The 25,046-nt window shown below is 34.8% G+C and carries 21 protein-coding genes, 1 tRNA gene and 3 pseudogenes; 7 read left to right on the top strand and 18 right to left on the bottom strand.

Features of this window, described 5'->3' with window-relative positions; translation table 11 throughout:
- Positions 1-241: 241 nt before the first annotated feature.
- The 5 genes from O1Q06_RS08290 to secB form a co-directional block, all read right to left on the bottom strand.
- On the bottom strand, positions 242-1,738 hold the full coding sequence (locus tag O1Q06_RS08290) for a leucyl aminopeptidase (RefSeq protein WP_410543177.1): 1,497 nt from the start codon (positions 1,736-1,738) through the stop codon (positions 242-244).
- Between the two features lie 96 nt (positions 1,739-1,834).
- Positions 1,835-2,476, bottom strand: coding sequence for a protocatechuate 3,4-dioxygenase (locus O1Q06_RS08285; protein ID WP_012481990.1), 642 nt, complete (start codon positions 2,474-2,476; stop codon positions 1,835-1,837).
- A 166-nt stretch (positions 2,477-2,642) separates the two neighbouring features.
- Positions 2,643-5,783, bottom strand: a complete 3,141-nt coding sequence (gene putA / locus O1Q06_RS08280) for a bifunctional proline dehydrogenase/L-glutamate gamma-semialdehyde dehydrogenase PutA (protein WP_410542643.1) — start codon at positions 5,781-5,783, stop codon at positions 2,643-2,645.
- Between the two features lie 126 nt (positions 5,784-5,909).
- Positions 5,910-8,513 (bottom strand): aconitate hydratase AcnA, encoded by a 2,604-nt coding sequence (gene acnA, locus O1Q06_RS08275; protein WP_410542642.1) that lies wholly within the window; start codon positions 8,511-8,513, stop codon positions 5,910-5,912.
- Positions 8,514-8,519: 6 nt separating this feature from the next.
- A complete protein-coding gene (gene secB, locus O1Q06_RS08270; protein WP_007302467.1) occupies positions 8,520-9,023 on the bottom strand; it encodes a protein-export chaperone SecB in 504 nt (167 codons plus the stop codon).
- Between the two features lie 164 nt (positions 9,024-9,187).
- Here secB and O1Q06_RS08265 point away from each other — a divergent pair, with 164 nt between their 5' ends.
- From O1Q06_RS08265 to O1Q06_RS08255, 3 genes are read left to right on the top strand one after another with little or no spacing between them, the layout of a single operon-like run.
- Positions 9,188-9,847: a Tim44/TimA family putative adaptor protein gene (locus tag O1Q06_RS08265; protein ID WP_341815717.1), complete on the top strand. Its 660-nt coding sequence runs from the start codon at positions 9,188-9,190 to the stop codon at positions 9,845-9,847.
- Positions 9,847-10,551 (top strand): DNA polymerase III subunit epsilon, encoded by a 705-nt coding sequence (gene dnaQ, locus O1Q06_RS08260; RefSeq protein WP_410542641.1) that lies wholly within the window; start codon positions 9,847-9,849, stop codon positions 10,549-10,551. The genes O1Q06_RS08265 and dnaQ overlap by 1 nt, the downstream gene beginning before the upstream one ends.
- Before the next feature lie 35 nt (positions 10,552-10,586).
- Positions 10,587-11,186, top strand: a complete 600-nt coding sequence (locus O1Q06_RS08255) for an SCO family protein (protein WP_410542640.1) — start codon at positions 10,587-10,589, stop codon at positions 11,184-11,186.
- A gap of 52 nt (positions 11,187-11,238) precedes the next feature.
- On the opposite strand, the gene rnc is transcribed toward O1Q06_RS08255, so the two are convergent.
- The 5 genes from rnc to O1Q06_RS08230 all read right to left on the bottom strand — a co-directional run bounded on the left by rnc (position 11,239) and on the right by O1Q06_RS08230 (position 15,037).
- Positions 11,239-11,931, bottom strand: a complete 693-nt coding sequence (gene rnc / locus O1Q06_RS08250; protein ID WP_029237654.1) for a ribonuclease III — start codon at positions 11,929-11,931, stop codon at positions 11,239-11,241.
- 92 nt (positions 11,932-12,023) lie between these two features.
- The gene (locus O1Q06_RS08245) at positions 12,024-13,091 is read right to left on the bottom strand and encodes a quinone-dependent dihydroorotate dehydrogenase (RefSeq protein WP_410542639.1); all 1,068 of its coding nucleotides are present in this window, start codon (positions 13,089-13,091) and stop codon (positions 12,024-12,026) included.
- 72 nt (positions 13,092-13,163) lie between these two features.
- Positions 13,164-13,961 carry a hypothetical protein gene (locus O1Q06_RS08240; RefSeq protein WP_410542638.1) on the bottom strand — a complete coding sequence of 266 codons (798 nt, stop codon included), beginning with the start codon at positions 13,959-13,961 and terminating at the stop codon, positions 13,164-13,166.
- A 107-nt stretch (positions 13,962-14,068) separates the two neighbouring features.
- A tRNA-Cys gene (locus O1Q06_RS08235) sits at positions 14,069-14,140 on the bottom strand.
- Between the two features lie 6 nt (positions 14,141-14,146).
- Entirely contained in the window at positions 14,147-15,037 is an 891-nt protein-coding gene (locus tag O1Q06_RS08230; RefSeq protein ID WP_410542637.1) for a class I fructose-bisphosphate aldolase, read from the bottom strand.
- Positions 15,038-15,315: 278 nt separating this feature from the next.
- Between O1Q06_RS08230 and O1Q06_RS08225 the strand changes: the two genes are divergently transcribed.
- Positions 15,316-15,663, top strand: coding sequence for an IS630 transposase-related protein (locus tag O1Q06_RS08225; protein ID WP_410542636.1), 348 nt, complete (start codon positions 15,316-15,318; stop codon positions 15,661-15,663).
- 121 nt (positions 15,664-15,784) lie between these two features.
- On the opposite strand, the pseudogene O1Q06_RS08220 reads toward O1Q06_RS08225, so the two are convergent.
- A pseudogene (locus O1Q06_RS08220) lies at positions 15,785-16,021 on the bottom strand (transposase); the annotation flags it as partial.
- Positions 16,022-16,102: 81 nt separating this feature from the next.
- On the opposite strand from O1Q06_RS08220, the gene O1Q06_RS08215 reads away from it, so the two are divergent.
- Positions 16,103-17,108 (top strand): IS630 family transposase gene (locus O1Q06_RS08215; protein ID WP_410542255.1). Its coding sequence is split into 2 segments (ribosomal slippage): positions 16,103-16,561 and positions 16,563-17,108, totalling 1,005 coding nucleotides; the frame shifts between segments, so codons are not numbered across the junction.
- Between the two features lie 144 nt (positions 17,109-17,252).
- On the opposite strand, the gene O1Q06_RS08210 is transcribed toward O1Q06_RS08215, so the two are convergent.
- The 5 genes and pseudogenes from O1Q06_RS08210 to O1Q06_RS08190 all read right to left on the bottom strand — a co-directional run.
- Positions 17,253-17,879: a hypothetical protein gene (locus O1Q06_RS08210; RefSeq protein WP_410542635.1), complete on the bottom strand. Its 627-nt coding sequence runs from the start codon at positions 17,877-17,879 to the stop codon at positions 17,253-17,255.
- A 58-nt stretch (positions 17,880-17,937) separates the two neighbouring features.
- Complete coding sequence (locus tag O1Q06_RS08205) at positions 17,938-20,217, bottom strand: AAA family ATPase (RefSeq protein ID WP_410542634.1); 2,280 nt, start codon at positions 20,215-20,217, stop codon at positions 17,938-17,940.
- 297 nt (positions 20,218-20,514) lie between these two features.
- A complete protein-coding gene (locus tag O1Q06_RS08200; protein ID WP_410542633.1) occupies positions 20,515-21,741 on the bottom strand; it encodes a DEAD/DEAH box helicase in 1,227 nt (408 codons plus the stop codon).
- A gap of 34 nt (positions 21,742-21,775) precedes the next feature.
- Complete coding sequence (locus tag O1Q06_RS08195) at positions 21,776-22,027, bottom strand: cold-shock protein (RefSeq protein ID WP_410542632.1); 252 nt, start codon at positions 22,025-22,027, stop codon at positions 21,776-21,778.
- A 174-nt stretch (positions 22,028-22,201) separates the two neighbouring features.
- Positions 22,202-22,672 (bottom strand): annotated as a pseudogene (locus O1Q06_RS08190) (metallopeptidase TldD-related protein); the annotation flags it as partial.
- Positions 22,673-22,759: 87 nt separating this feature from the next.
- On the opposite strand from O1Q06_RS08190, the gene O1Q06_RS08185 reads away from it, so the two are divergent.
- Both O1Q06_RS08185 and O1Q06_RS08180 read left to right on the top strand, forming a co-directional pair.
- The gene (locus O1Q06_RS08185) at positions 22,760-23,629 is read left to right on the top strand and encodes an IS982 family transposase (RefSeq protein ID WP_410542288.1); all 870 of its coding nucleotides are present in this window, start codon (positions 22,760-22,762) and stop codon (positions 23,627-23,629) included.
- A 24-nt stretch (positions 23,630-23,653) separates the two neighbouring features.
- A complete protein-coding gene (locus tag O1Q06_RS08180) occupies positions 23,654-23,854 on the top strand; it encodes a hypothetical protein (RefSeq protein ID WP_410542631.1) in 201 nt (66 codons plus the stop codon).
- Between the two features lie 16 nt (positions 23,855-23,870).
- On the opposite strand, the pseudogene O1Q06_RS08175 reads toward O1Q06_RS08180, so the two are convergent.
- Together O1Q06_RS08175 and atpG are read right to left on the bottom strand one after the other, a co-directional pair.
- Positions 23,871-24,089 (bottom strand): annotated as a pseudogene (locus tag O1Q06_RS08175) (PmbA/TldA family metallopeptidase); the annotation flags it as partial.
- A gap of 18 nt (positions 24,090-24,107) precedes the next feature.
- The gene (atpG, locus tag O1Q06_RS08170; protein ID WP_410542630.1) at positions 24,108-24,980 is read right to left on the bottom strand and encodes an ATP synthase F1 subunit gamma; all 873 of its coding nucleotides are present in this window, start codon (positions 24,978-24,980) and stop codon (positions 24,108-24,110) included.
- Between the last annotated feature and the right edge of the window lie 66 nt (positions 24,981-25,046).

The raw sequence follows: 25,046 nt of genomic DNA, 5'->3' as shown, positions 1-25,046 counted from the left end.
CTTCTCATTTTATTCTAACACTTAAGTATATAGCGTCAATACTAAATGGCTTTAAAGTTTTAATAGATCATCATTACAATCATCATTTGAACAAAAATACTTTCTTAATGCTGCTCAAGTTCGTAACTTTAGAATCCTCCAAAAAGAAAGTGCAAGTTACTTTTATGATATCATTTTCTACACCTTGTAAATAGACAATCATTTAGCCATGAATTAAGCCATAAACCCAATACAAATATCCCTAATCATTAACCTCATAGTATTTTTCAACTAATCTATTGAGCAACCTTACACCGAAACCTACTGCCCCTCTTGGAGAAATATCAGTGCCTTTTTCATGCCAAGCAGCGCCCGCAATGTCTAAATGCGCCCAATAAGTGTCGTTCACAAAACGCTGTAGAAACTGTGCAGCCATTATGCTATCCCCACCAGAACCTGCAGGAGCTATATTTTGCACATCAGCAATCGGCGAATCAATAATTTTGTTATAAGTTTCATTCATAGGAAAGCGCCATAATTTTTCATTTACTTCATTTCCTGCATCAATCAGATGATTTGCTAATTCATCGTTATTTGAAAAAAGACCAGCATATTCATTATTTCCCAGTGCAACCACTATAGCACCAGTTAAAGTTGCAAGGTCAATCATAAATTTCGGTGCAAATCTATCTTGTGTATACCATAAAGCATCTGCAAGTATGAGCCTTCCTTCTGCATCAGTGTTCAACACTTCTATCGTCTGTCCAGACATCGAAGTTACTACATCACTTGGTCTTTGAGCATTACCGTCCACTGCATTTTCTGCAAGTGCAACTACACCAACTGCATTTACCTTTGCTTTTCGTCCAGCTAGAGTACGCATCACCCCAACCACAGTAGCAGAACCCGCCATGTCATATTTCATTGACTCCATGCCACGCGAAGGCTTGAGTGACACTCCACCAGTATCAAACGTTATGCCTTTACCCACAAAAGCTACAGGCTTTTGTTCCTTGGAAGCTCCATTCCATTTGATCACTACTAATTTTGGCTCTTTACTACTTCCCTGTGCTACCCCAAGCAATGCTCCCATTTTTTTCTCTTCCATCTGCTTCTTACCAAGCACTTCGATTTCAAGGCCAAGCTTAGTAAGCTCGGTTTTTATATAATCAGCATAGGATTCTGGATATAAAACATTAGGTGGTTCAATGGTAAGAGTACGTGCAAGAAATATGCCTTCACCTTCTTGTCTTAAACGCTCAAATGATTTTTCAGCACTACTGAATTGCTCATCTTTCGTTAGCACTGTGATCTCCTCTACTTCTGTAACTTTTTCATCCTTTTTGGTTTTATACTTATCAAATTTAAAACTGCGCAAAAATGCACCGTATGCAACATTTGCTGCATTGCCTTCGATTGAGATTGCCGCTCGCTTGATTCTTAACCTGCTTAGCTCACAATATATTTTACCACCAATATTTAATCCTTTGCTTTCATCCCATTCATCTCTCATTCCAAGACCAGCAACTATAATATTTTTTCCCTCTGATGAAGTAACGGAGAAAAATTCACCAAAACCTCCATTAAAATCACTAAATTTCTTGATGTTATCTATAGCTTGCTTATCTTGTAGAACATTAGTTATGAGCTTATCACCCTCAAAAAAACCTACCACTAGCGTCTCAAAATCGGGTAAAGCTTTAGAAATTGTTATCTTCATCGTTGACATCTCCGTTGCAAATAATTGTAAGCTGCACATAAAGCATAGTAAAAACATTAGTAAGATATTTTTCATATACATTTTAAGTACAATAGCGCTTAAGACTACTATGAACTCAGCTGATATGCAAGGGCTTTATCTTTTATCAGAAAATTTGTTATGCCCACCTAGGGTTATATTAAATGTGTAGGTCTTCATAGCCTGATTGTTATAAGTAAATGGTGCTATCAGAAGGCTTGCAAGTCCACTCTCAATAAGATTACCAAGAAGAAGATCATCACAGTTATCGCAATTATGATCAGCAAAAAACATTTGTGTTGTGAATTCTGGAAAATCTGGATGTTGGACCAAAAAGTTGATGTGTGGAGCCCTATCACCAATTTTACCTGGTACTATTGTAATAAAATTATAATAGCCAAGGTTATTTACTACAAATCTTCCTGATCCAGCAAAATTTGGATCAAGCTCCACATTTTCATCATAATAGCTCATGCCAAGTGAGTCTGCGTGCCATATAGAAACCACAGCATTTTGTATCGGTAAGCAATTTACATCAGTAACTCTACCCACTACATTTATTAATTCTCCTGATGCATTATTTGGAGAGCCAGGTTTTCTTCTTAAATTATTTGAAGAGTTAAAGCTTTTTGGCCTTGTTTCAAGATCATAAATCCCTGGAGTTTCAATACAATTAAGCAAAATAGGATCAGCTGCAAATAATGACAAATCGAATATAAATTGTACTAAAAACGCTAATAAGATATTTTTTACATTCATTTTGTTTATAGTGCTTTTATCAGAATTATAGCAACCTTTTTCTTTTATTAAAGACAAGACTTTCTTTGAAGCCTCCTTAGAATCACAACTATCCTTTCAATGTATGAGTTTTAGGTTTTAGTACTGCATACACAACTGCACGGACTTCCAATTTAGAAATTGCAAATCAATCCAAACACGCAAGTTTAATGTTACCGCCACATGCTGCAGTGTTGACACTTACAACCTTTTCTATAGAAAAACGTTGCAGATAATTAGGACCACCAGCTTTTGGTCCGGTACCTGACAGTCCTCTACCGCCAAATGGTTGTGTTCCAACTGCTGCACCTATTTGATTGCGATTGATGTATACATTTCCAACTGATATTTTCTTGCTTATTAAAGCGATCTGACTTTGTACACGGCTTTGCAAAGAAAACGTAAGTCCATATCCTGTATTGTTTATATCACTTATAACTTCATTTAACTGCGACTTATTAAAACGTATGATATGTAAAATAGGCCCAAACACTTCTTGCTTTAATTGCGAAATTTTTTGTATCTCATAAATGTACGGAGGAAAGAAATAACCATTATAAGAATTTGTATCCATGGGCACCTTGAACAAAAGGTTTGAATCTTCATCCCTTGATATTTTTTCCGTATGTTTAGTGAGCATATCAATAGATGCTTTGTCAATTATTGGACCAATATCTGTGCTCAGTTGTATTGGGTCACCTATCTTTAGTTCTTGAGCTGCATTGCATATCATTTTTACCTGTTTTTCTGCTATATCTTCTTGAATAAATAGCACTCTGAGAGCAGAACAACGTTGACCGCCACTGCGAAATGCAGAAATTAAAACATCCTTAGTTACCTGCTCTAAAAGAGCAGAACTATCAACAATCATAGCATTTAATCCACCAGTCTCAGCGATAAGTGGCACAATAGGACCATCTCTACTAGCAAGCATTCGATTAATTATTTGAGCAGTTTGTGTTGAACCAGTAAAAGCTACACCGGAAATTCTATTATCTGGTACTAATATTTTACCTAAATACCAACCATCCCCTGGAATAAGGTGTAGCACATTTTTTGGTATTCCAGCTTCGTGTAGTATCTTAACGGCTTCATAGGCAATAATCGGCGTTTGCTCTGCCGGTTTTGCCAGCACTGCATTACCTGCTGCAAGTGCAGCTGAAACCTGTCCAATGAAGATAGCGAGTGGAAAATTCCACGGTGATATGCATAAGAAAACTCCTCTGCCTTCAAAAAAGATGAAGTTATCTTCACCTGTTGGACCTGGCAATTTTTTCCAGTCATTCAGTTCATTTTTTGCTATCATTGCATAATAGCGCAAAAAGTCGATTGCCTCTCTTACTTCTGCTATTGCATCGGATAAGATTTTTCCTGCTTCTACAATCAGAATATAAATTAACTCTTTCATCCTTTCCTCAAGCAAATCTGCAGCTTTTTCAAGGCATTTAGCGCGCTCTTCTGCTGAAACATTCTGCCACTTAGTAAAAGCACTATGTGCTATTTCAAGAGCATTTAAAGCATGAGCACTTGTTGCACTTGACACTTCCCCAATTACATTTTCCAAATGTGCAGGATTCACTACTTCGGTAAATTCCGCACTGTCAAGAAACGACTCTCCATCAATTATTGGGCCAACCTGCCATTTCTTTTCACTAAATTCCCTTACATCATTTGCAAATTGTGAAACTGCAATTGAATCGCTAATATCCATTCCCAAGGAGTTTTTTCTTTCCTCTCCAAAAATATCTCGTGGCAACGGAATGCTTGGATGAGGCTCATATTCTAAGCTTTTTACTTTTTCTAATGGATCTGAGACTAATTCTTCAATTTTAACGTCAGAATCATTTACTTGATTGACAAACGAGCTATTAGCTCCATTTTCAAGAAGACGCCTAATAAGGTATGGCAATAAATCACTATGTTTACCAACTGGTGCATATATACGACAATTGATGCTTGTTGCAAGTTCTGAAATTGCATAATCATACAAACTTTTACCCATTCCATGTAAGCGCTGAAACTCAAACCCAGGATGATTTTTATCGGCAAGCTCTATTATAGTAGCAAAAGTATAAGCATTATGAGTTCCAAAACATGGATAAAAGTGATTCTCTTTGCTTAAAAGTTTCTGCGCACAGGCAAGGTAGCATACATCTGTGTGGCTTTTTCTAGTAAACACCGGATAACCAATTAACCCTAATTCTTGTGTGCGCTTGATTTCCGAGTCCCAATATGCTCCTTTCACAAGTCTCACCATAACCTTATGCTTTGATCGAATGGCAACATCTTCAACAAAATCAAGAACAGACAAAGCACGTTTTTGATACGCTTGCACAGCTAGACCAAGCCCTTCCCACTCAGAAAGTGACTCATCAAGACGCAACTGTTCAAATAACACGAGCGACATCTCAAGCCTTTCTGATTCTTCTGCATCTATACACAATGAAATATTATACTTTTTTGCTTCATGACAAAGTTCCAGTACTTTAGTTCTCAGTTCTTCAGCCATATTATCAAATTGGCTAAATTCATAACGTGAGTGCAGCGAAGACAATTTGATTGAAACCCCCTGAGATTTAAAGCAATCATTTATGTCAGCAGATTCACCTATGGCTTTTATTGCATGCATGTATAAATTAAAATACTCTTCCGCATCCTCAACTGTGCAAGCAGATTCACCAAGCATATCAAAAGAGCATAAATACTTACTGTAGTCATCTGATTTCACACTTTCCAATGCTTTTTCTATAGTTTCTCCAACAATAAAATGCTTGCCAAGAATGGATATTGCTTGTTTTACCGCTTTGCGAATTATTGGCTCTCCTAAATTTTTCAATAACCTGGAAATTATGTGATAGAATTTTGAATCCTCTTCATTGTTTCTTAATATACTGCTTCCTATAATTAAACTCCATGTAGAAGCATTAACAAACAATGAAGAGGAACGCCCCAAGTGTTTATTCCATTCTTGGTTGGCAATTTTATCTTTGATCAACTCATCTATTGTGTAATCGTCTGGTATTCTAAGTAATGATTCAGCAAGACACATTAGTGCTACTCCTTCATCATTAGAAAGTGAGTACTGTTGTATAAAAGAATCTATAATGCCTAATTTACTACCTCTAATCTTTTCGACAATTTGTTTTGCAATATTGTAAACTATGTTTTTTGAATCAGCCGAAAGTTCTGATTTTTCTACAAGATAACGTATGTGACTTTTTTCATCAGCACGATAAAATGCCTGCAATCGTTTTCGTAATGCGTTAGGTTCTTGTATAGAACTGATCATAATTATCTACAAAACACCCTTTACCATATGTAAGGCAAGATTATATCATAACTTTGCATCGAATAAATTATTATTTAAATAAAGAGCTAAAATCGATTCAAAAACCTAGTTAATGACTGTGATAGCTCAAAAGGACTGCGCAAGTATATAGCTCAACACTCCACCACTCATTAAGTATTTAATCTCAGTTGCGGTTTGTACACAGCATTTGAGTTGTATTGATTGCTTTGAATTATCCTGTCTTTTAATGATACATTCTAGATTTCCATTTGATACTATCTCACCTTTTATGCTTATTATCTCACTACCATCAAATATCTTTCTGGTTATTCCATTTTGGAATATAAGTGGAAGAACACCCATGCCGACCAAGTTGGACCTATGTATGCGTTCAAAACTTTCTGCAATCACAGCTTTAATTCCCAGTAATGCAGTACCCTTTGCTGCCCAATCCCTACTTGAACCTGTACCATATTCTTTTCCTGCAATGACAACTAATGGAACAGCTTCTCTTTTATATTGCATTGCTGCATCAAAAATTGACATAGTTTCTTGAGAAGGAATATGTTTTGTATAGCCACCCTCAGCGCTCACCATTTTATTTCTTATTCTGATATTAGCAAAGGTTCCACGCATCATTACGTTGTGGTTACCGCGGCGAGATCCATATGAATTGAAATCTTGCGGTTCAACTCCAAGACCTTTTAAATATATGCCTGCAGGACTATTTGAGGCAATATTTCCAGCAGGGGAAATGTGGTCGGTAGTGACGCTATCGCCAAACATCGCTAGTATTTGCGCATTCTTTATATCAACTATGTTGCTTTTATTGTTCTTAGTCGATAAATTATCAAAATAGGGAGGGTTTTGTATATAAGTGCTTCTCGCGTCCCAATCATAGATTTCACTTTTCTCACACTTTATCTTTTGCCAATGCTCATCACCAAAAAAAACATCCTTATACTTTTGTATGAACATTTCACGCGTCACGACACTTTTAACACAGCTCTCAACTTCATTATTTGTTGGCCATATATCTTTGAGATAAACATCACTTCCATTCTTATCTTTGCATATAGGATCTTTTGTCAGGTCAATTTGTACAGTACCTGCAAGTACATACACAACAACAAGTGGCGGAGATGCCAAGTAATTAGCTTTGACTAAAGGATGGATTCTTCCTTCAAAGTTACGATTACCGGATAAAACTGCTGCAACAGTCAAGTTTTTATCCTTAATATCACTTTCTATATCTTCATTAAGCGGACCGGAGTTTCCAATACAAGTTGTACAGCCATACCCAACCAAATTAAAACCCAAAGCATTTAGATCTTCCTGTAACCCTGATTTTTCTAAATATTCTGTTACAACTTGTGACCCTGGAGCAAGAGAAGTTTTAACCCAAGGCTTTGATTTTAATCCAAGGTTGACTGCATTACGCGCTACAAGTCCAGCAGCAATCATTACGCTTGGGTTTGAAGTATTAGTGCAGCTTGTTATTGCTGCAATAACTACACTTCCATCTTGGAGTTTATCGCCTTCCTCTGACTCATTAACTGGAAATGATTTAGAAAAAGATTCTGCCACTTGCGAAAGAAAAACCTTATCTTGCGGTCTTTTTGGACCGGCCATTACTGGCTCTACGCTCGATAAATCAAGCTTCAGTGTGTCAAAGAACGCCAATTCTTCATTACTACGCCACAGCCCTTGTTCTTTTGCATAGACTTCAGCTAATTTAACCAACTCTTTTGGCCTTCCGGTTAAGTTTAAATAATCTAGTGTCTTCTGATCAATTGGAAAGAATCCACAAGTTGCACCATACTCTGGAGCCATATTAGCTATAGTTGCTCTATCTGCCAAAGATAAACAATCTAAGCCATCACCATAAAATTCCACAAATCTGCCAACAACGCCTTTTGTTCTCAGGATATTAGTAATCGTTAGCACTAGATCAGTTGCTGTTACTCCCTCTGAAAGTCTTCCTATTAATTTAAATCCTACTACTTCTGGAATTACCATACTAATTGGTTGACCAAGCATCACAGACTCAGCTTCTATTCCACCAACACCCCAACCAAGAACCGATAAACCATTTACCATAGTAGTGTGACTATCTGTACCGACTAAGGTATCTGGATATAGAACTCCGCTATCGTTACATACAACTTGCGCTAAATATTCAAGATTCACTTGGTGGCAAATTCCAGTACCTGGTGGCACTACTCTAAAATTTGTGAAGGATGACTCTCCCCATTTTAAGAATTGATACCTCTCCAAATTTCTTTTTACTTCCAGTGCAACGTTTTTACCAAATGCAGAAGTGCTTCCGTAACTATCTACTTGAACAGAGTGATCGATCACAAGATCAACAGGTACAGATGGATTTATTTTGCTGGGGTTACCTCCGTTTTTCTTCACATAATTACGCATTGAAGCTAAGTCAACGACAGCAGGAACTCCTGTGAAATCCTGCATCAAAACCCTTGCTGGCTTGTAGCTAATTTCGTGATTAATGTGTTTCTTGACGCAATCTGCTAATATCTTTATGTCATCTAATTTAACTCTTACTCCATCTTCGTTGCGCAATAAATTTTCAAGCAATACCTTGAGTGAACAAGGCAATTTTGTTAAATTTACTCCTAAAAATTTACCAGCGTTACTTAGGTTAAAGTAGTTATATAACCTTCCATCAATATTTAAAGTCGTCTTTGCATTTAAAGAATTGTTCATCCTGTATTAGTTAAAATTGGAATTACTAGCGCTACTTTTTTGTTGTTGACTTTGCTGCTGATACATAGTTTCAAAATCTATAGGATCTAGCATAAGTGGAGGAAACCCACCACTACTTGTAGTTCTTGCAATTATTTCTCTTGCAAAAGGGAAAAGAAAAGTAGGTCCACCAATAAATAAAGCTTGTCTCACCTCTTCCTCACTTAGCTCTGTAAAATTTTCTATTGAAAAAATACCGCAATACTTTACCTCGCAAATGAAAGCTATATCATCTTTTACATCTTCATCTTTTACCGTTGCTTTGGCTTCTATATGCAAAGTAATTTCATGAAAAGGCTTTTCTTCACTTATTCCTTTTTTATTTTCCGTTCCTTCTAATTTTGCTGAATTAATATTAACCATTACATTAATATCAGGAGCTTTACTAGAAGGAAGGAATGGCGAATTTGGATTCTCAAACGAAAAATCTTTGACATACTGACCATGAATTTTCATTTTGTGTTGTGACATTTCTTACGTCTCCTTTAATTAAGTTGAGATGTTTAATACTTTCTTATATAATATATTCATTTACAAATGAATAGTAAACCTAACTATAGGTTAATATGAAAAACATATTTTTATCAAAAATTAATAATATTTAGATACTTTATATATCAAGGAGTTAAGTTACCATGATAGAGCTTGTAATATATGCTTTACTAGCGGCGTTTATTTTTTCACGCTTATATAATTCTTTAGGAAGATCAGCCAGTCTCAACCTAAAAAAGCTAACAGGTGTATTGGATGTAAGTCAAAGTAAAGAAGATGTGGTAGAAAATATCGAAGATTATATTTATAGCAACGACAAAAGTTCAATAGAAGCTACTTATGAACAAATATTACAAAAAAACAAAGAGTTTTCTATTTCCAATTTTATAGAAGGTTCAAGCATAGCTTTTGAATTAATAATAAAATATTTTAACCAAGGAAATTTACCTCAATTAAAATCCCTTCTGGACAAAGACTTATATAACAGTTTTGTGGATAAGATTAAACATCGTAAAGAGACACATGAGTCCATAATTGTTTCTATCGTTTCACAAAAGATCTTAGAAATAAAGTTAGTAAAAAACGTAATATTTATTGCAGTATATTTCCTTTCAGAGCAAATTAACTTCGTTAAGAATAACGAAGGAAACATCACATCAGGTAGCATGTCTACTATTAACAAAGTTGAAGATGTATGGCAATTCAAAAAAAATATTAATTCATCAGATCTAACTTGGTTACTTGTTTCTATTAACTATAAGAAGGCAAGTACTGATAAAAATTTAACAACAAATGACAACTGATGAAAAGTAGGCTACGAGAAATAGTACTTGATACTGAAACTACAGGTCTTGATACTAAATCTGGCCATCGAATTATTGAGATAGGATGTGTAGAACTAATTAATCGTATTCCAACAGGTAAAACATTTCATCGATATCTCAATCCAGAAAGAGATATACCTTACCACTCATTTAAGATTCATGGTATTAGTGAGGAATTTTTGGAAGATAAACCACTATTCTCAGATGTTGCACTTGAATTTCTTGACTTCATATCCAATGACATTTTGGTGATTCATAATGCTGAATTCGATGTTAAGTTCCTTAATATGGAGTTAGGCAAGTTAAATGCTGGGTTAATTTCCTCAGATAGAGTGCTAGATACATTACCACTTGCAAGAAAAAAGTTTGTAGGATCACCTGCTTCTTTAAATGCATTATGCAAGCGTTTTGATATATCGCTAGAAGGTAGAGAGTTACACGGAGCATTGGTTGATGCTCAATTACTTGCAAAGGTCTATGTTGAGCTTACAGGAGGATTGCAAACCTTTTTATTTAATAATGAATGTGCTCAGGACAATAACTCTACGTTTATTCAACATAAAGTGCGTAATTTAGCTCGCAGAGAACATTCACCAAGTAGTAAAGAAATTGATGAGCATAAGAAATTGTTAGATAAAATTAACAACCCACTTTGGAAGGAATATATTGAATCAATCAACTAATCAATATATGATTTAACTTTATTGGAAACTCTTTAATGATAAAGTTTATAAGGTTATTGTCTAGTTTGCTAATAACAGTAGCAGCTATCTTCTTAGGTTATTGTTATTTTACCAAGCAAGGCATATTTGTTTCACAAAATACAGAAATTAAGGTAGGTGGAGATTTTTCTTTGATCAATCAAGACGGACAAATAGTACGCAGTAGTGATTTTAAAAATAAGTATATGATGATTTTTTTCGGATTTTCCTCATGCAAAAGAATTTGCCCTATGAATCTCGGAATAATTTCAGAAACACTTGCAAAGTTAGATAAGAAAACTGACAATAAGCTACAAACATTTTTTATCACAGTTGATCCTGAGCGCGATAACACAGAAAGGCTTAAAGAATTTCATCAGCAATTTGACCATAGCATACAAATGCTAACTGGTGAAAGACAGAAAATAGATGAAGTAGTTGCAAAGTATAAAGTATATGCAAGTAAAGTAGATGGAGAAGAGGAAATTAACCATTCTTCAATGATATACCTTATTAGCCCTGAAGGAAAATATGTCACACACTTTGTAGCTGATTTAAATTCAGATGAAAGTCAATCTGATAAGATTCTGGCTGAGATAAAAAAATATGTAAGCTGAACTAAAGAGCTTAGCTTACTTTAAATTTATGCTAACAGCTATTTTGATTAAACTAAGTCGTTTTTTTAATTTTTTCTAGGATCAACTCAGCAGCTTTTTGTTCAGCAATTTTCTTACTAGAAGCGCATGCAGAAACTTTGCCATAATTCTCTATGAAAATTGATATAGTAAACTCAGGATTGTGTGCTGGTCCAGTTTGTTTTACAAGTTCATACTCTGGTAAAGGTAATTTGTTTTTCTGAGTCCACTCTTGCAGTGAAGTTTTAGGATCTTGAGGAGGATCGAGGATGTCTTTAGCTAGCTTTTCCCAATGTCGGATAATAAATTTTTCAACACTCTCAAGTCCACCGTCAATATAAATTGCACCTATTAGTGCCTCAAGCGAATTTTCTAAATTTTTTAAGTTACATTTCCCTCCGTTGCAACGTTCACTATTATTCATGATGATAAAGTTACCTAACTCTATTTCTTTAGCAACATTAGCAATGGTACTGCCACAAACTAGATCCGTTTTTCTTTTTGCCAATGCTCCTTCTTTTTCTTCAGGAAACATTTTAAACAGCATAGCAGATACAACCATGTTCAAAATACTATCGCCCAAAAACTCTAGCCTTTCGTAGCTTACGATCTGGTCTTCGCTATTCCTTTTATTTACGCTTGGATGGGTTAATGCCTCTTCTAATATTGCATGATCTGTAAATTTATAATTAATAACTTTAGATATTATATCGTTCAAAACTTTCATGTTCATCATTCAAAAGAAAAGCACTCCCTATCATACCTTTACACTAAAAAGTTAGCTCTACTTTACTAAAACAATATCAATAACTTCCAAAATTAATGTATACAACCCACTGCTTCAGTAACATTACTAAATCCATCTCTTCTTACCAATTCCGCAAGTTCCAGGTTGATTTTGTTCACAACTTGATGCCCCTGGTATACAAGAGCAGTGTACAGTTGTACTAAAGAGGCTCCTGCCTTTATTTTTTCATATGCATCAACACCACTTGAAATTCCTCCACATCCTATCAATAGAATCCTGCTCTTAGTAAGCTTGTACATATCACTCAATAACTCGGTTGAAAGTTGAAACAATGGTCTGCCGCTCAACCCACCACTCTCATTATAGTAAGAATCTCGACTTATCGTAGTGTTGCTTACTATTAAGCCGTCAATTTTATATTCTAGTGTAAGCTCAGCGATATTTTCTTTTGTTTGCTGATCTATATCTGGAGAAATTTTTAATATTATCGGTATGGATTCAGAGCTATCGATTGATTTTCGGGTTAGAGTGATAGATTTCAACAATTTGGATAATTCTTGTTTATTGTGCAAATTGCGCAAGTTAGGTGTGTTTGGAGATGAGATGTTCAGTACTATATAATTGCTCTTTCCATATACTATCTTTAGCAACTCAACATAATCGCTGATTTGGTCCTTTGATGTACTGTTTCTTCCTATATTTATACCAAAAATACAATCACCAAGTTTAGTTTCACTTATCTGTTTAAGAAAATAGTCTACTCCTTCATTATTAAATCCCAATCTATTAATTATTCCTTCATCTTTAATTAATCGAAAAATTCTCGGTTTTTTGTTTCCATATTGGGGATGTTTAGTTACAGTACCAGCCTCAATAAATCCAAAACCAAATGAGAGCATCGGCTTTACAACTTCCGCATTTTTATCAAAACCTGCAGCAAGACCTACAGGACTCCTAATTTTATTACCAAAAAAGTTTACATTTAAAGACTTAGGTAGTTCTATAGGTTTCCTACAGGGCATCTTTTTTAACGCCGTTATTACCAAGGAGTGAGCAATTTCAGGCGGCAGTAAAAACAATAAATTACGTAATATCATTTTGTAAAACACTTTGCTTATTTTTAGTTTATTTTTTACCATGCAACAAGAATAACTTAGAAAGCTTGAGGTTTATCAAAATAGTAAGTATATAGTTTCTATGGGTAGTAAAAACTAATTTTTCTGAAGGGAAACCAGAACTTGATCAGTATTTTTATCTACTAATTCGAGGTAGCCAAATTTGTTAATTTGAGATTTTATTAGTATAGGAATCTTGTTTCGATTTAAATAAAATCCCTGTTTTGATTGTTTATTAATCCGCAACCTTATATCCCCATTCTCCCAAGCAAGCATCTTATTTATTCCAGATTTTTCTTTACAATTATCTTCATTTACAAATCCTAAGTATTCATCTTCTGAAGAAGATATTGCAATCTTGCATATTCTATACCCTACCCAATTCCCTAGATATGGATCAGTATCGTCTTTTTCGTGAAGCTTGAACTCTCCTTTGACATATTCCCATGGAGCTTTTGCATCACCTACCTTTTTTAGAAAGAGTACGTCCTGATCAAAGTTTATAATGGTCCTTGTATGAAATGTTGTTAAGCTTGTGTCCCATAATAGTTTTTCTGTGATGCTAAAATGCTCTTTATCCTTTTGCATATTTTGAAATGATACGATTATCACATCTGCTCCAACTTCTCTTCCATAGTTAACATATTGACTAGCACGCCCATGTTTGGCTGTGAATGATGACTTACCTATTAACAGAAAGTCATTAAATAACGCATTATATATAGTCTGTGCACTGTAAGCTGTACCGACGTAAACCGGCTGTTTGTTGGATGAAGGGTACTTTTCTGGTGCAAGATGAGTATACGAGCTCTTTAATAAATAGTGAAAAGTGCAACTGGTAAGCAAGAAGGGCAAACCAATCAATAATAGAACTTCTGTTAATCTCTTTGGCATTTTACTGCTTATATTTTGAATATAGTATCTTATTTTTTTAAATATTTCATTCAAAGCCACACTTCTTGTTAAAATTTCAGAAGAAAAAACGATCTAATTGGAGTAAGAGGCCGGGACCGGAATTGAACCGGTATAAAAGGATTTGCAGTCCTCCGCATAAGCCATTCTGCCACCCAGCCGTTTTTTTATGCGTAGATATTAATTATATCTTTTAGCATAGATAAAGCATCCTCTTTTTTTCTTTGAAAAGTGTTGCGCCCGATAATTGAACCATTACCACCACCTTGCTTAATTTCTTTTGCCTCATTGTATATATCATCCACTGACTTTGACTCACCACCGGAGAAAACTACTATTCTTTTTCCTGCAAAGCAAGACTTTTTAATATATTCAATTCTTTTAGATAATGATTCAATATTTTCTATTTTTTCTCTTTCCAGATGATTGGTTGGAAGTTTTACTTTTATTATGTTGGCACCGAGCAAAGCCGCTATATGCGCAGCATAGGCAATCACATCAACTGCTGTTTCACCTTCTTTGGAAATCCCTTCACCACGTGGATAAGACCATAGCACTACAACAAGGCCACAAGATTTAGCCTCAGCTATAATTTTACGAGCTTCTTCCATCATATCAAAACACTTAGCAGAACCAGGATATATAGTAAACCCAACAGCCATGCAGCCCAAACGCAGCGCATCTTTTGCAGAGGCAGTTATTGCTTGGTCTGAAGTTAAGCTTTTTGAGTGCAAAGAGTTAGCGCTATTAAGCTTCAAAATAAGTGGTAGCATTCCAGCATAAGTTGAAGCACCAGCTTCGATCATACCAAGCGGAGCAGCGTATGCACTTACTCCTGAATCAACTGCAAGCTGAAAATGATAATGTGGATCGTAAGCATCAGGGTTAACTTCAAAACTTTTTATTGGTCCGTGCTCAAACCCCTGGTCTACAGGGAGAATTACTAACTTGCCAGTTCCACCAAGTTTCCCATGCATAAGAATGCGAGTAAGATTCGCCTTTACTCCAGGGTTTTCACTTTCGTAGTAACTTAGGATTTGTTTTACTTCTTCACTCATTAATATCTTCAAATTTACTCAAAGTGTAGCAAAAACTATAGTTGAAGCAAAGACCTTTTTATGCTCTTGTTCCTACGCCTATATTTAAAGGTGTAACTTTAGGATCAGTAGTATGCTGTTGTGGTTTTTCTTGAACTAAATCTTCAAAATACATTTTAACAATAGGAAGAACGAGCGGCATAAGTACTAATTTGTAGTCATACCATGCAAATTTTTCTTTATAACTATAGTATTTCCTAAAGTAAATGATAAAGGTATAATAAAGTATTTGAGTTATAATGGCATATAGTGTGGATTTAAGGGAAAAGGCAGTATTGATGATAGAAAAAGGGAAGACAAAGGTTGAGATAGCAGAGCTCATGGAGATAGGAATAGCAACGCTGTACCGCTGGTTAAAAAAGAAAGCTGCTGGTGAAAGCCTAAAGCCATCTAAAAACGGTAGCTTTATTCGAAAAATAGACCCAAAAATACTCGAAGAATATGTTACAAAGAATCCAGATCATACTCTGGCAGAGATGAAACAAAGTCTTGGATTTGGAATAAATTCAATTTGGTATAGACTAAAACAGGTAAAAATTACTTTAAAAAAAAGTCACACTATATCAAGAGCGCAATCAAGAAGATAGGCAGCAATTTATTGATAAAATCTCAAAAATAGACCATTCCAGCATCTTATATATAGATGAAGCAGGAGTTGATAATAAGTTATACCGAGAATATGGACGTGCTCCAAACGCTAATTCTGGATTAAGGAAGGAAGAAAGTATAGGAAATGGAAGGCTTTTTGGATTTCAAGGAATAGGAAATGAGAGTAGAAAAGATGTGAACCAAGAAATTAACGGGAGATCTATGGCGAGTATGTTCAATTTCAAGTCTATTTTTGAGGTAGCCAAAAATCGTCTCAATGATCGACCTTTTTCTCAGCAAAATCTTTTCATGTAGTGAAATTAATGTGTTTTTCATCCCCTTTTTCACCTTGGTAATACCAATTCCCGCTATACAAGCAACGAATAGAAAATAATGGAAAAAAAGCCATACTGAAGTAAGTAAAATAGCGAGGTTTAGATGGCATTAAGATCAAAATTATTGGATGAAAAAGTGGTGAAATCAGCAAAAGAGATGCTGAAGAGAGTAAGAAATAATGCGTATGTTGCAAAAAAACTAAATGCTGTAATTGCAGCAAAAAAGCACAGTATAACAGCTGTAGCAAAAATATGTTGCATTTCGAGAAAGGCAATTACTACATGGATAAAGCACATAAAATTTGGAAGAGAAGAAAAATTATTTGCTCCACCTCAACGCCGTAGAAAAACTATATTGAACCAAAGTCAACTTGAACGAATTGAGTTGTGGATAGAGGAAAACCCCAATATTACTATTAGAGAAATGAGAATAAGAATCCAAGAAAGATTTGGTTTGAATATCAGCAAATCCGCAATACATCGTAATATGCAAAGAATGAAATTCTCATATATCACACCAAGACCAGTTCATAGTGGACAAGATAAAAACAAGCAAGAGGAGTTTTAAAAAAAACCTCAATGAAACTATTGTCATGCATTCTGAAAAAGAGCTATTTTTCTTCGATGAATCACGGTTTGGTACACATTCGAAAGTTGGACATGGGTGGTTTAAAAAAGGCAGTAGGACACAGGTTAAGGTAAAATTAGGTAGGGAAAATTTTTATCTCTATAGTGCAGTTAATCCCAGAAATGGAGAGAATTTTAGCTTATTTGCACCAAACGTCAACACTGATTGTATAAATATATTCCTTGAACAGATGTCGCAATATTTAGGAATACGAAAGGCTTTTCTCTTGATGGATTGCGCTAGTTGGCATAAGTCAAAAAATTTAAAGGCACCTAAAAATATCGAAATTATATACCTACCACCATACTCACCTGAACTCAATCCTGTTGAGAGGTTTTGGTTATATATAAAACAGAACATTTTGCGCAATAAAATCTACGATACAATTGTTCTGCTTGAATGCGCTTTGTGTAAATTTATTACCTCTCTTTCCCCTTCCACGGTTAAACAACTCTGCTATGCTTCTTATTTGGTTCATTAATAATGAGAATTGGTATAAGTAAAGCAATAAGTAATAAATCTAATGCTAAATTAGCTATTAGCATCGTTCCATATTGAACAGGCCAGCCATTTTGTGCAACTTCCGACATTAAACTGCATACAGCAAACGCTGCTGATATACATATTACATAATGATCAGCAGCAATAAGTAGATTGTATCTTCTATTAACCTATCTAGATTTCCTTCTTGTGAGCCTCTTTGTTTACTTGCTGCATAGATAATACTACAAAAGGATATAATAAATAACCATGGCCAAACTCCAATGCTGAATGCATAAAATTTATAAGCAATATTTTGCACTTTGCCACTGTTAGCAAGTTGTGATAAGCAATATTTGACTTGAGGCGACGGACCAAGTACCACATTTGCTAATATAAAAAATAAACATGCTCTATTCACAGCTTTCTCTCTACGCAATAGAATCTCATTGATTCTCCTTTGTTTTTCCTGCACTTCTCGCTGTAATATTATAGATATGCCAGCTGCTTTTAAGTCGTTAAGATATTTCTCTAGCTTATCTTTATCTGCACTAAGTTTTTTAAACTTTTCTTCAGCTATTTTTTTCTCTTTCTCTCCTACTACTTTATCAGGGTGACATTTTAATGAAGCTCTTCTAAAGCACCGCTCAACTAACTTAAGTACATCATCAAACTCCTGGATTATTACTTCTTCCGCTTTTATTCCCAGCCTTGAAAATAAATTCCGTAAATCTTGATTACTGTAATATTGATTTCTGGTTAAACTTGCCACTATAGCCTCATTAAAAAAAATAGTAACTATACTACAAATTTAATACTCAAGCAAGAATTTAAACTATATCAAAAGCAATTCCGTGTTTACCAATATAAATCCTTAATTTCTTTCCTTTAATTAATCGACGATTCAGTATTTCTTCAGCCAAATGACTTTTTATCTCTTTTTCAATCAGCCTCTCTATTGGGCGTGCTCCCATTTCTTTGCTATAACCTGTTTGCGCAAGATAAGACTTTACTTCTTCTTCCACTGAGCAGCTTATACCCTTTTGCACAAGTTGTTTTTTTAATTCCTGAATAAATTTATCCACAATGTGCAAAATGACATCCGCATCCAAATCAGAAAAGGAAATGACTGCATCAAGACGATTACGAAATTCGGGGCTAAAAACCCGTTCCATTGCTTTTTCGCTGTCACTGATGTTAAAGTTTTTATACCCAAAGCCAATAGAACTTTTGTTACGTTCAAATGCCCCTGCATTGGTTGTCATAATTAAAATCGTATTGGAAAAATTAACCTTACGTCCGTAAGTGTCTGTAACACAACCATAATCCATGATTTGTAGTAATATATTATAAATATCACTATGAGCTTTCTCAATTTCATCAAGAAGTACTACGCTATATTGATTATTAGATACAGATTCTGTAAGCAATCCACCTTGGTCGTAACCCACATATCCAGGAGGGGAACCAATCATTCTAGATATTGTGTGAGGTTCCATATACTCAGACATATCAAACCGAATAAGGTTCATACCCATATTTTGTGCTAGCTGCTTCGCAAGCTCAGTCTTACCTACACCAGTTGGCCCTGCAAAAAGATACTTTGCCAAGGGTTTATTGTAACTTCTCAGACCAGATTTAGCAATTTTAATAGAATTAACGAGAAACTCTATCGCTTGCTCTTGACCAAAAATGGCCCTATTGAGATTTTCTTTCAAAGATTTTACTCTTTGCATATCATCAAACCCGCAAGGTACGTTTGTAATCCTAGCGATAGTACTCTTAATGTCTCTACTGTTTATAATTTTTCGCCTGCTTTTTTGTAACTTACAATATGCCCCTGCTTCATCTATAACATCAACTGCTTTATCAGGTAATATTCGCCCAGTAATATACTTGTGTGAAAGTTCAGCTGCAGATTTAATGGCATGTTTCGTGTAATATACTCCATGATACCTTTCATAGTAATGCTTTATACCATCTAGTATCTTTACTGTATCATTAATAGAAGACTCTTTTACATTAATTTTTTGAAACCTCCTTGCTAATGCTTTATCCTTTTCAAAGCTATTGCTATATTCTCTATATGTAGTTGCACCTATACAACGCAACGCACCTCTTGCAAGTGCAGGTTTGAGCAGATTGCCAGCATCAAGAAAGCTGCCACTTGTTGAACCTGCTCCAATAATAGTGTGTATTTCATCAATGAAAAGAATAGCGCCAGGTTTTGCCTCAATTACTTTTATTATAGATTTTATTCTCTCTTCGAAGTCACCTCTATAGCGTGTTCCTGCAAGAAGTGATCCTAAATCCAAAGCATAAATTATGCTGGATCTCAGTGCACTCGGAACACTACCTTCAATAATTTTCAATACCAAGCCTTCAACTATTGTTGTTTTACCAACACCTGGTTCTCCGACATATAAAGGGTTATTTTTTCTGCGTCTTAGCAAGATTTCTATAGTGCGATTTAATTCATAATCACGACCAATGACATAATCTATTTTTTTGCTTCTTGCATAATCATTTAAATTTCTACAATAATTTTGTAGAACTTCTTCATCTTTTAATAATTCACCTTTATTTGCTACAGTAGAGATATCGTTATTCTTATCAAGTTTTATCTTGCGATTAGTTACATATTCTTCTATATCACCTGAATATTTTATATTGGATATGTTATAAATCAAATTAGAATCCTTTGCATTCTGTTTGCATAATAGCTCTTCAATGTATAAATCTTGCTCAGACAGAATCTCTAATAGAATACTTGCTCCATTTATTTCTTTTCTTCCCAGACGATGAGCTCGTATCATGGCTTTATGCATTATGCGTTGAAATAGCACATCAGGCTCAACTTTATTGACAGTTAATTCGGAGTTGTCTTGTAAAAAACCTTTTGTATTATTACCACGATCATTCCTTAATATAATATTATCTATATTTATGATTTCACCAGCTCTGATGTTACATCTTGATAAAACATAATCTACATCCACATCTTTGGTTAATGCTAGCAACAAATGTTCCACTTTTGCATATTTAAGCTTACAATCAGAAGCAATCTGTAACGCTCTACTTAAACTTGCCTCTAAATTTTTAGAAATCATCTATTCTCTTTAAAAGTGTAAATTTATATATAATTAATAGCACACAATTATTAAAAAAACTGAAATCTAGCAGATCGTTGTAGCCAAATTGAATTAAGCTACAGATTATAGTCCACACAGCCTAACATTATACCGTTGTGATAATCTCAAAACGTTATAAGCAGCAGAATTAAGATTATCAAATTGTAGGTAAATCTAATTTGGGCTAGCTATATATTCTTTCTACCATCCTGGAATCACTTCACTTTGCAGCAAGCTTACTGGAGCTTTTAAAGAATAGAAGAATAGTTAAGTACATTAATACGCTTTTTCTAGTACTCTGCTTTTCTTCTTAAATACATTGATCTTTTTTCTACCGTATTTAGCCTTTAACGTACTTGGCCTTTTAAAGACCTTTTTGCTGTTACGTTTTTGAGATTGCATACTACAATCAAAATTTGGCTCTCCTTCTTTATCTGCTAGTGAAGGCAGTCTTCTCTTATCTTGAGGTGTAACAAAAGATAATGCAAATCCTTCAGCTCCCGCACGTGCAGTTCTACCTATACGATGAACATAATCAGCTTGCGACTGTGGTACATCATAGTTGATAACATGTTGAATGTGCGGAATATCAAGGCCGCGAGAAGCAACATCTGTTGCAACCATGATTTGATTGCGGCCACGACGAAAAGAATCAATGACTCTTTCACGCTTGTGCTGCCTTAAATCACCATGAATTGCCAAAGCGCTATAGTCATCTTTGTGCAATTTGTCAGCTAGCTGATCCGCTCCTCGCTTTGTTTTGACAAAAATAATGATCGATCCTTTGCGCTGACATAATTGTGTAACAAGCTTGCCATATTTTTCTGATTCTGATGCATAAACAACTTCTTGTTTAATTTTTACAGAAGTTGTAGCCTGGCAATCGACAGAAACACGCTCTGGTTGATTAAGATATTTTTCAGTAAGTTTTACTATTTCTCCAGGAAGAGTTGCAGAAAACATAAGAGTTTGCCTTATTTTAGGCAAATGCTTCATAATTTCTTCAATCTGAATTCCAAAGCCCATATCAAACATACGATCCGTCTCATCAAGCACAAGAATACCAACATTCCGAGTAACTAAAGTTTTACGCTCAATATGGTCTATAATACGACCAGGAGTACCTATTATAATTTGTGGTTTTTTCTGAAGCTGATTTAGCTGCCTAAAAATAGGCTCGCCTCCGATCAACAAAGCAACTCTTAGTAAAGAACTTTGAGGTAAGAGTTTTCTTATCTCACTTGTTACCTGATGAGCAAGCTCTCTGGTTGGCACGATGACTAAAGCTGAACCAATGCTTGGCTCATCCATCAATTTAGCAACCAGTGGAATAGCAAACGCTAAGGTTTTTCCAGTTCCCGTTTGAGCAGACCCAAGAATATCTTTGCCCTGAAGAGCTAGAGGAATCGCTTGCACCTGAATCGGGGTTGGAACACAAAGATTATTTTTACTTAGAGCTTGCCCAAGCAAAGTTGGAAGCCCCATTTCATGAAAATTACTCACAATACATTACCCTATTAAAAAGCTTCACGATAGACTAATCTTCCAATCTTAAATTTATTGCAGACTTTTTGTCTTCTCCGTTCCTACCACGCTCTTCTTTAAGCTCATAACTTACTCTTTCCCCTTTCATTCCTCTCTTTTTATCCTCTCCTCGAAGTTCATCAGGTCTTATTCCTGAACGTTCTAATGTACTAACATGTACAAAAACGTCCTCACCTTTACCTTCTGGCTTGATGAAACCATAGCCTTTTTCAGCATTAAACCATTTTATATTACCAAATTCCATATGGATAACTCCTAAACTACTAACTAATATTATTAATGTGATGAAAAACTTTGAAATTACGATTTAGAATGCTTTAAGCTTAGTTACTGCAACTAAACTTCTATACTCCATAGTCTATTCTTAACATTACATAGTAATAGTACACAATTATTGTACTTAATGCAACTAAAATTTTTAATCACTAAGTGAACCTGCTACTGTCATTTCGCTAACTTTAATCGTTGGTGAATTAAACTGCCCACAGAAAGTTAGGTCATTTGCAACAACTAAATTGCTAAACATATTTTTCAAATTGTCGGTAACAGTAATCTCGTGTATTGGATACGTTATTTTACCATTTTCTATAAAAAATCCGCATGCACCTTGACTATAATCGCCATTGATTAAATTAACACCAAAACCAAATAAATCAGTTACATATATTCCTTCTTTTACTTCGTCAACTAATTCCTTAAACGATCTATTACCATTTTTGAAATAGAAATTACTAGCTGAAGGAATAATTGCAGCATTACTTGCACGAGTTGCATTTGCGGTCGTTTCCAAGTTTAATTTCCTAGCCGAATATAGATCTAAAATCCAGTTTTGCAGTACTCCATTTTTTACAAATTCATTTCTTCTGCTCATTATTCCTCCCCCGTCAAACACGCTAATTCTGGATTAAAGAGAGACTAGAAAAGTCAGGAGAGTAGGGTAAACGCAACAAATAGAAAAAAATAGATGAGGTTACCCATGGAAGATATAACAAAACTGTTTTGTCTGGTCGATGATTTTTGCAGAGATATAGAGAAAAATTTTGCAGATAAACTACTGCCAAACGGTAAAAAACCCACAAGAGTGCCAGAAATTACACATTCGGAAATTATCACAATAATCCTCCTGTATCAGCAATCTCCCTGTGAAAATTTTAAGGCTTTCTACCTGCATTACCTAACATTGCTCTACAAATCAGAGTTTTCGAAGTTGCCTTCATACACTAGGTTTGTTGCTCTAAAGCCCAGGGTTTTGTGGCATTTAGCCATGCTATTACAGTGCCTTTGCGGATGGTCAGAACTTACTGGAATCTCATACATAGATACAACTCCTATTGCAGTTTGCCATGCAAAAAGAATATCAAGAAATAAGGTTTTTGCTGGAATTGCAAAATTAAGCAAGAGTACATATGGCTGGTTTTTCGGCTTTAAACTACATTTGATAATTAACGAGAAAGGTGAAATTCAAGCTTTTACGCTTACAAGAGGTAATGTTGACGATAGAGAGCCTGTAGCAAACCTAACTAAGAAATTAACCGGTCTTTTGTTTGGTGATAAAGGCTATATTAAAAAAGAGCTTTTCCAAGAGTTGTTTAACCGCGGTTTGAAACTTGTTACCAAGGTGAAAAAGGGGATGAAAAACGCATTAATTTCACTACATGAAAAGATTTTGCTGAGAAAAAGGTCGATCATTGAGACGATTTTTGGCTACCTCAAAAGTAGACTTGAAATTGAACATACTCGCCATAGATCTCCCGTTAATTTCTTGGTTCACATCTTTTCTACTCTCATTTCCTATTCCTTGAAATCCAAAAAGCCTTCCATTTCCTATACTTTCTTCCTTCCTTAATCCAGAATTAGCGTTATTAGAGAAATGAGAATAAGAATCCAAGAAAGATTTGGTTTGAATATCAGCAAATCCGCAATACATCGTAATATGCAAAGACAGAACATTTTACGCAATAAAATCTACGATACAATTGTTCTGCTTGAATGCGCTTTGTGTAAATTTATTACCTCTCTTTCCCCTTCCACGGTTAAACAACTCTGCTATGCTTCTTATTTGGTTCATTAATAATGAGAATTGGTATAAGATTATTCAAATCGTTTGTGGAAATATACGCAGCTTTGTTCTTACCTGCTATAGCTCTAATTCCGACAGTACAGTTTTTAGATTGTGATATTTGTTCAATTTTTGATAGACGCTGAGAAACCGAGGTCTTATTAGTTTCATATATTGTAACTTCTGCGTCTTGATTCTGCTTTTTTATTAGTTTAGTGATATCTGCTGCAATATTTAATATATTCATTTTTCATTCCTTGAGTTTCTATAAAGATTCTGCACCACCTATAACTTCAATCAAATCAGTTGTAATTGCTGCTTGACGAGAACGATTATAAAGTAATGCTAGTTTATTTAGCATTACTTTTGTATTTCTGTTTGCTGATTCCATAGCAACCATCCTAGCACTATTTTCACTTGCTGCACTTTCAAGTAAAGCAGAATAAAGAGAAGCTGTAACATAATCTTGAGTCAAAGATTTTAAAATAAACTCAATATTTTGTGGTTCATACTCATAGCTGTAATCTGTTAGAGGACTAACTACAGAATTATCAATTAATAATGAGTCTTTACTCCATGGTTTTATTGTTTCTAATATTGGCTTTTGCATGAAGGTATTATAGAATTTACTGTAAAAACCCTTAACTTTATTGTATTTACTTAGATCTATATCACTAACCAAGGCTTCCACACGCTTTAGTGTGATTCCCTTACTATTTTCAACCTTCAAGATATTTTTAGAATTAAATCTATTTTTGCCTGTCTCAAAAGCTTTCTTACCAAAAAAGACAATGTCTACTTTCTTATCATTTGCAATTAATTTGTTTATATGCTCCTGACTAAATTTAACAACAGAGGAGTTGAAGCTGCCACATAAACCACGATCAGATGCAATAATAAATACTAGGAAAGAATCTTCATTATTGATATTTAGAATTCTTGCTAGTAACTCTTGATCCGCTGATAGCGCTAGTGAAGAAATAATGCTATGCAGCTTAGATATATGCAATTTTGAATTTGATAATTTCTTTTGGCTTTGTAATAATTTTGCTGCAGAAACCATTTGCATTATTTTCGTGATTTTCTGCACAGACTTAATATTTTTAATTCTTAAGGATAATTCCTTTAAGCTCTTCATTTTATATATAATTCTAATTTATTAAAATATATAACTGGTAATGTCTAAAAACAAGTTTTTTTGACA

This window comes from Wolbachia endosymbiont of Tetranychus urticae, assembly GCF_046529255.1.
GTDB lineage: Bacteria > Pseudomonadota > Alphaproteobacteria > Rickettsiales > Anaplasmataceae > Wolbachia.
The sequence above is the reverse complement of the archived record's forward strand: the minus strand, read 5'-3'. Positions and strand labels throughout refer to the sequence as shown.

Excerpts from the sequence above, each read along its gene's own strand:
- dnaQ (WP_410542641.1), top strand. The coding sequence starts at position 9,847 with ATGAAAAGTAGGCTACGAGAAATAGTACTTGATACTGAAACTACAGGT.
- O1Q06_RS08205 (WP_410542634.1), bottom strand. The coding sequence starts at position 20,217 with ATGATTTCTAAAAATTTAGAGGCAAGTTTAAGTAGAGCGTTACAGATT.
- putA (WP_410542643.1), bottom strand. The coding sequence starts at position 5,783 with ATGATCAGTTCTATACAAGAACCTAACGCATTACGAAAACGATTGCAG.
- O1Q06_RS08240 (WP_410542638.1), bottom strand. The coding sequence starts at position 13,961 with ATGCCAAAGAGATTAACAGAAGTTCTATTATTGATTGGTTTGCCCTTC.
- O1Q06_RS08225 (WP_410542636.1), top strand. The coding sequence starts at position 15,316 with ATGGCATATAGTGTGGATTTAAGGGAAAAGGCAGTATTGATGATAGAA.
- O1Q06_RS08195 (WP_410542632.1), bottom strand. The coding sequence starts at position 22,027 with ATGGAATTTGGTAATATAAAATGGTTTAATGCTGAAAAAGGCTATGGT.
- O1Q06_RS08180 (WP_410542631.1), top strand. The coding sequence starts at position 23,654 with ATGAGAATAAGAATCCAAGAAAGATTTGGTTTGAATATCAGCAAATCC.
- O1Q06_RS08290 (WP_410543177.1), bottom strand. The coding sequence starts at position 1,738 with ATGTGCAGCTTACAATTATTTGCAACGGAGATGTCAACGATGAAGATA.
- O1Q06_RS08230 (WP_410542637.1), bottom strand. The coding sequence starts at position 15,037 with ATGAGTGAAGAAGTAAAACAAATCCTAAGTTACTACGAAAGTGAAAAC.
- secB (WP_007302467.1), bottom strand. The coding sequence starts at position 9,023 with ATGTCACAACACAAAATGAAAATTCATGGTCAGTATGTCAAAGATTTT.
- acnA (WP_410542642.1), bottom strand. The coding sequence starts at position 8,513 with ATGAACAATTCTTTAAATGCAAAGACGACTTTAAATATTGATGGAAGG.
- O1Q06_RS08285 (WP_012481990.1), bottom strand. The coding sequence starts at position 2,476 with ATGAATGTAAAAAATATCTTATTAGCGTTTTTAGTACAATTTATATTC.
- O1Q06_RS08265 (WP_341815717.1), top strand. The coding sequence starts at position 9,188 with ATGATAGAGCTTGTAATATATGCTTTACTAGCGGCGTTTATTTTTTCA.
- O1Q06_RS08185 (WP_410542288.1), top strand. The coding sequence starts at position 22,760 with ATGGAAGATATAACAAAACTGTTTTGTCTGGTCGATGATTTTTGCAGA.
- atpG (WP_410542630.1), bottom strand. The coding sequence starts at position 24,980 with ATGAAGAGCTTAAAGGAATTATCCTTAAGAATTAAAAATATTAAGTCT.
- rnc (WP_029237654.1), bottom strand. The coding sequence starts at position 11,931 with ATGAAAGTTTTGAACGATATAATATCTAAAGTTATTAATTATAAATTT.
- O1Q06_RS08255 (WP_410542640.1), top strand. The coding sequence starts at position 10,587 with ATGATAAAGTTTATAAGGTTATTGTCTAGTTTGCTAATAACAGTAGCA.
- O1Q06_RS08245 (WP_410542639.1), bottom strand. The coding sequence starts at position 13,091 with ATGGTAAAAAATAAACTAAAAATAAGCAAAGTGTTTTACAAAATGATA.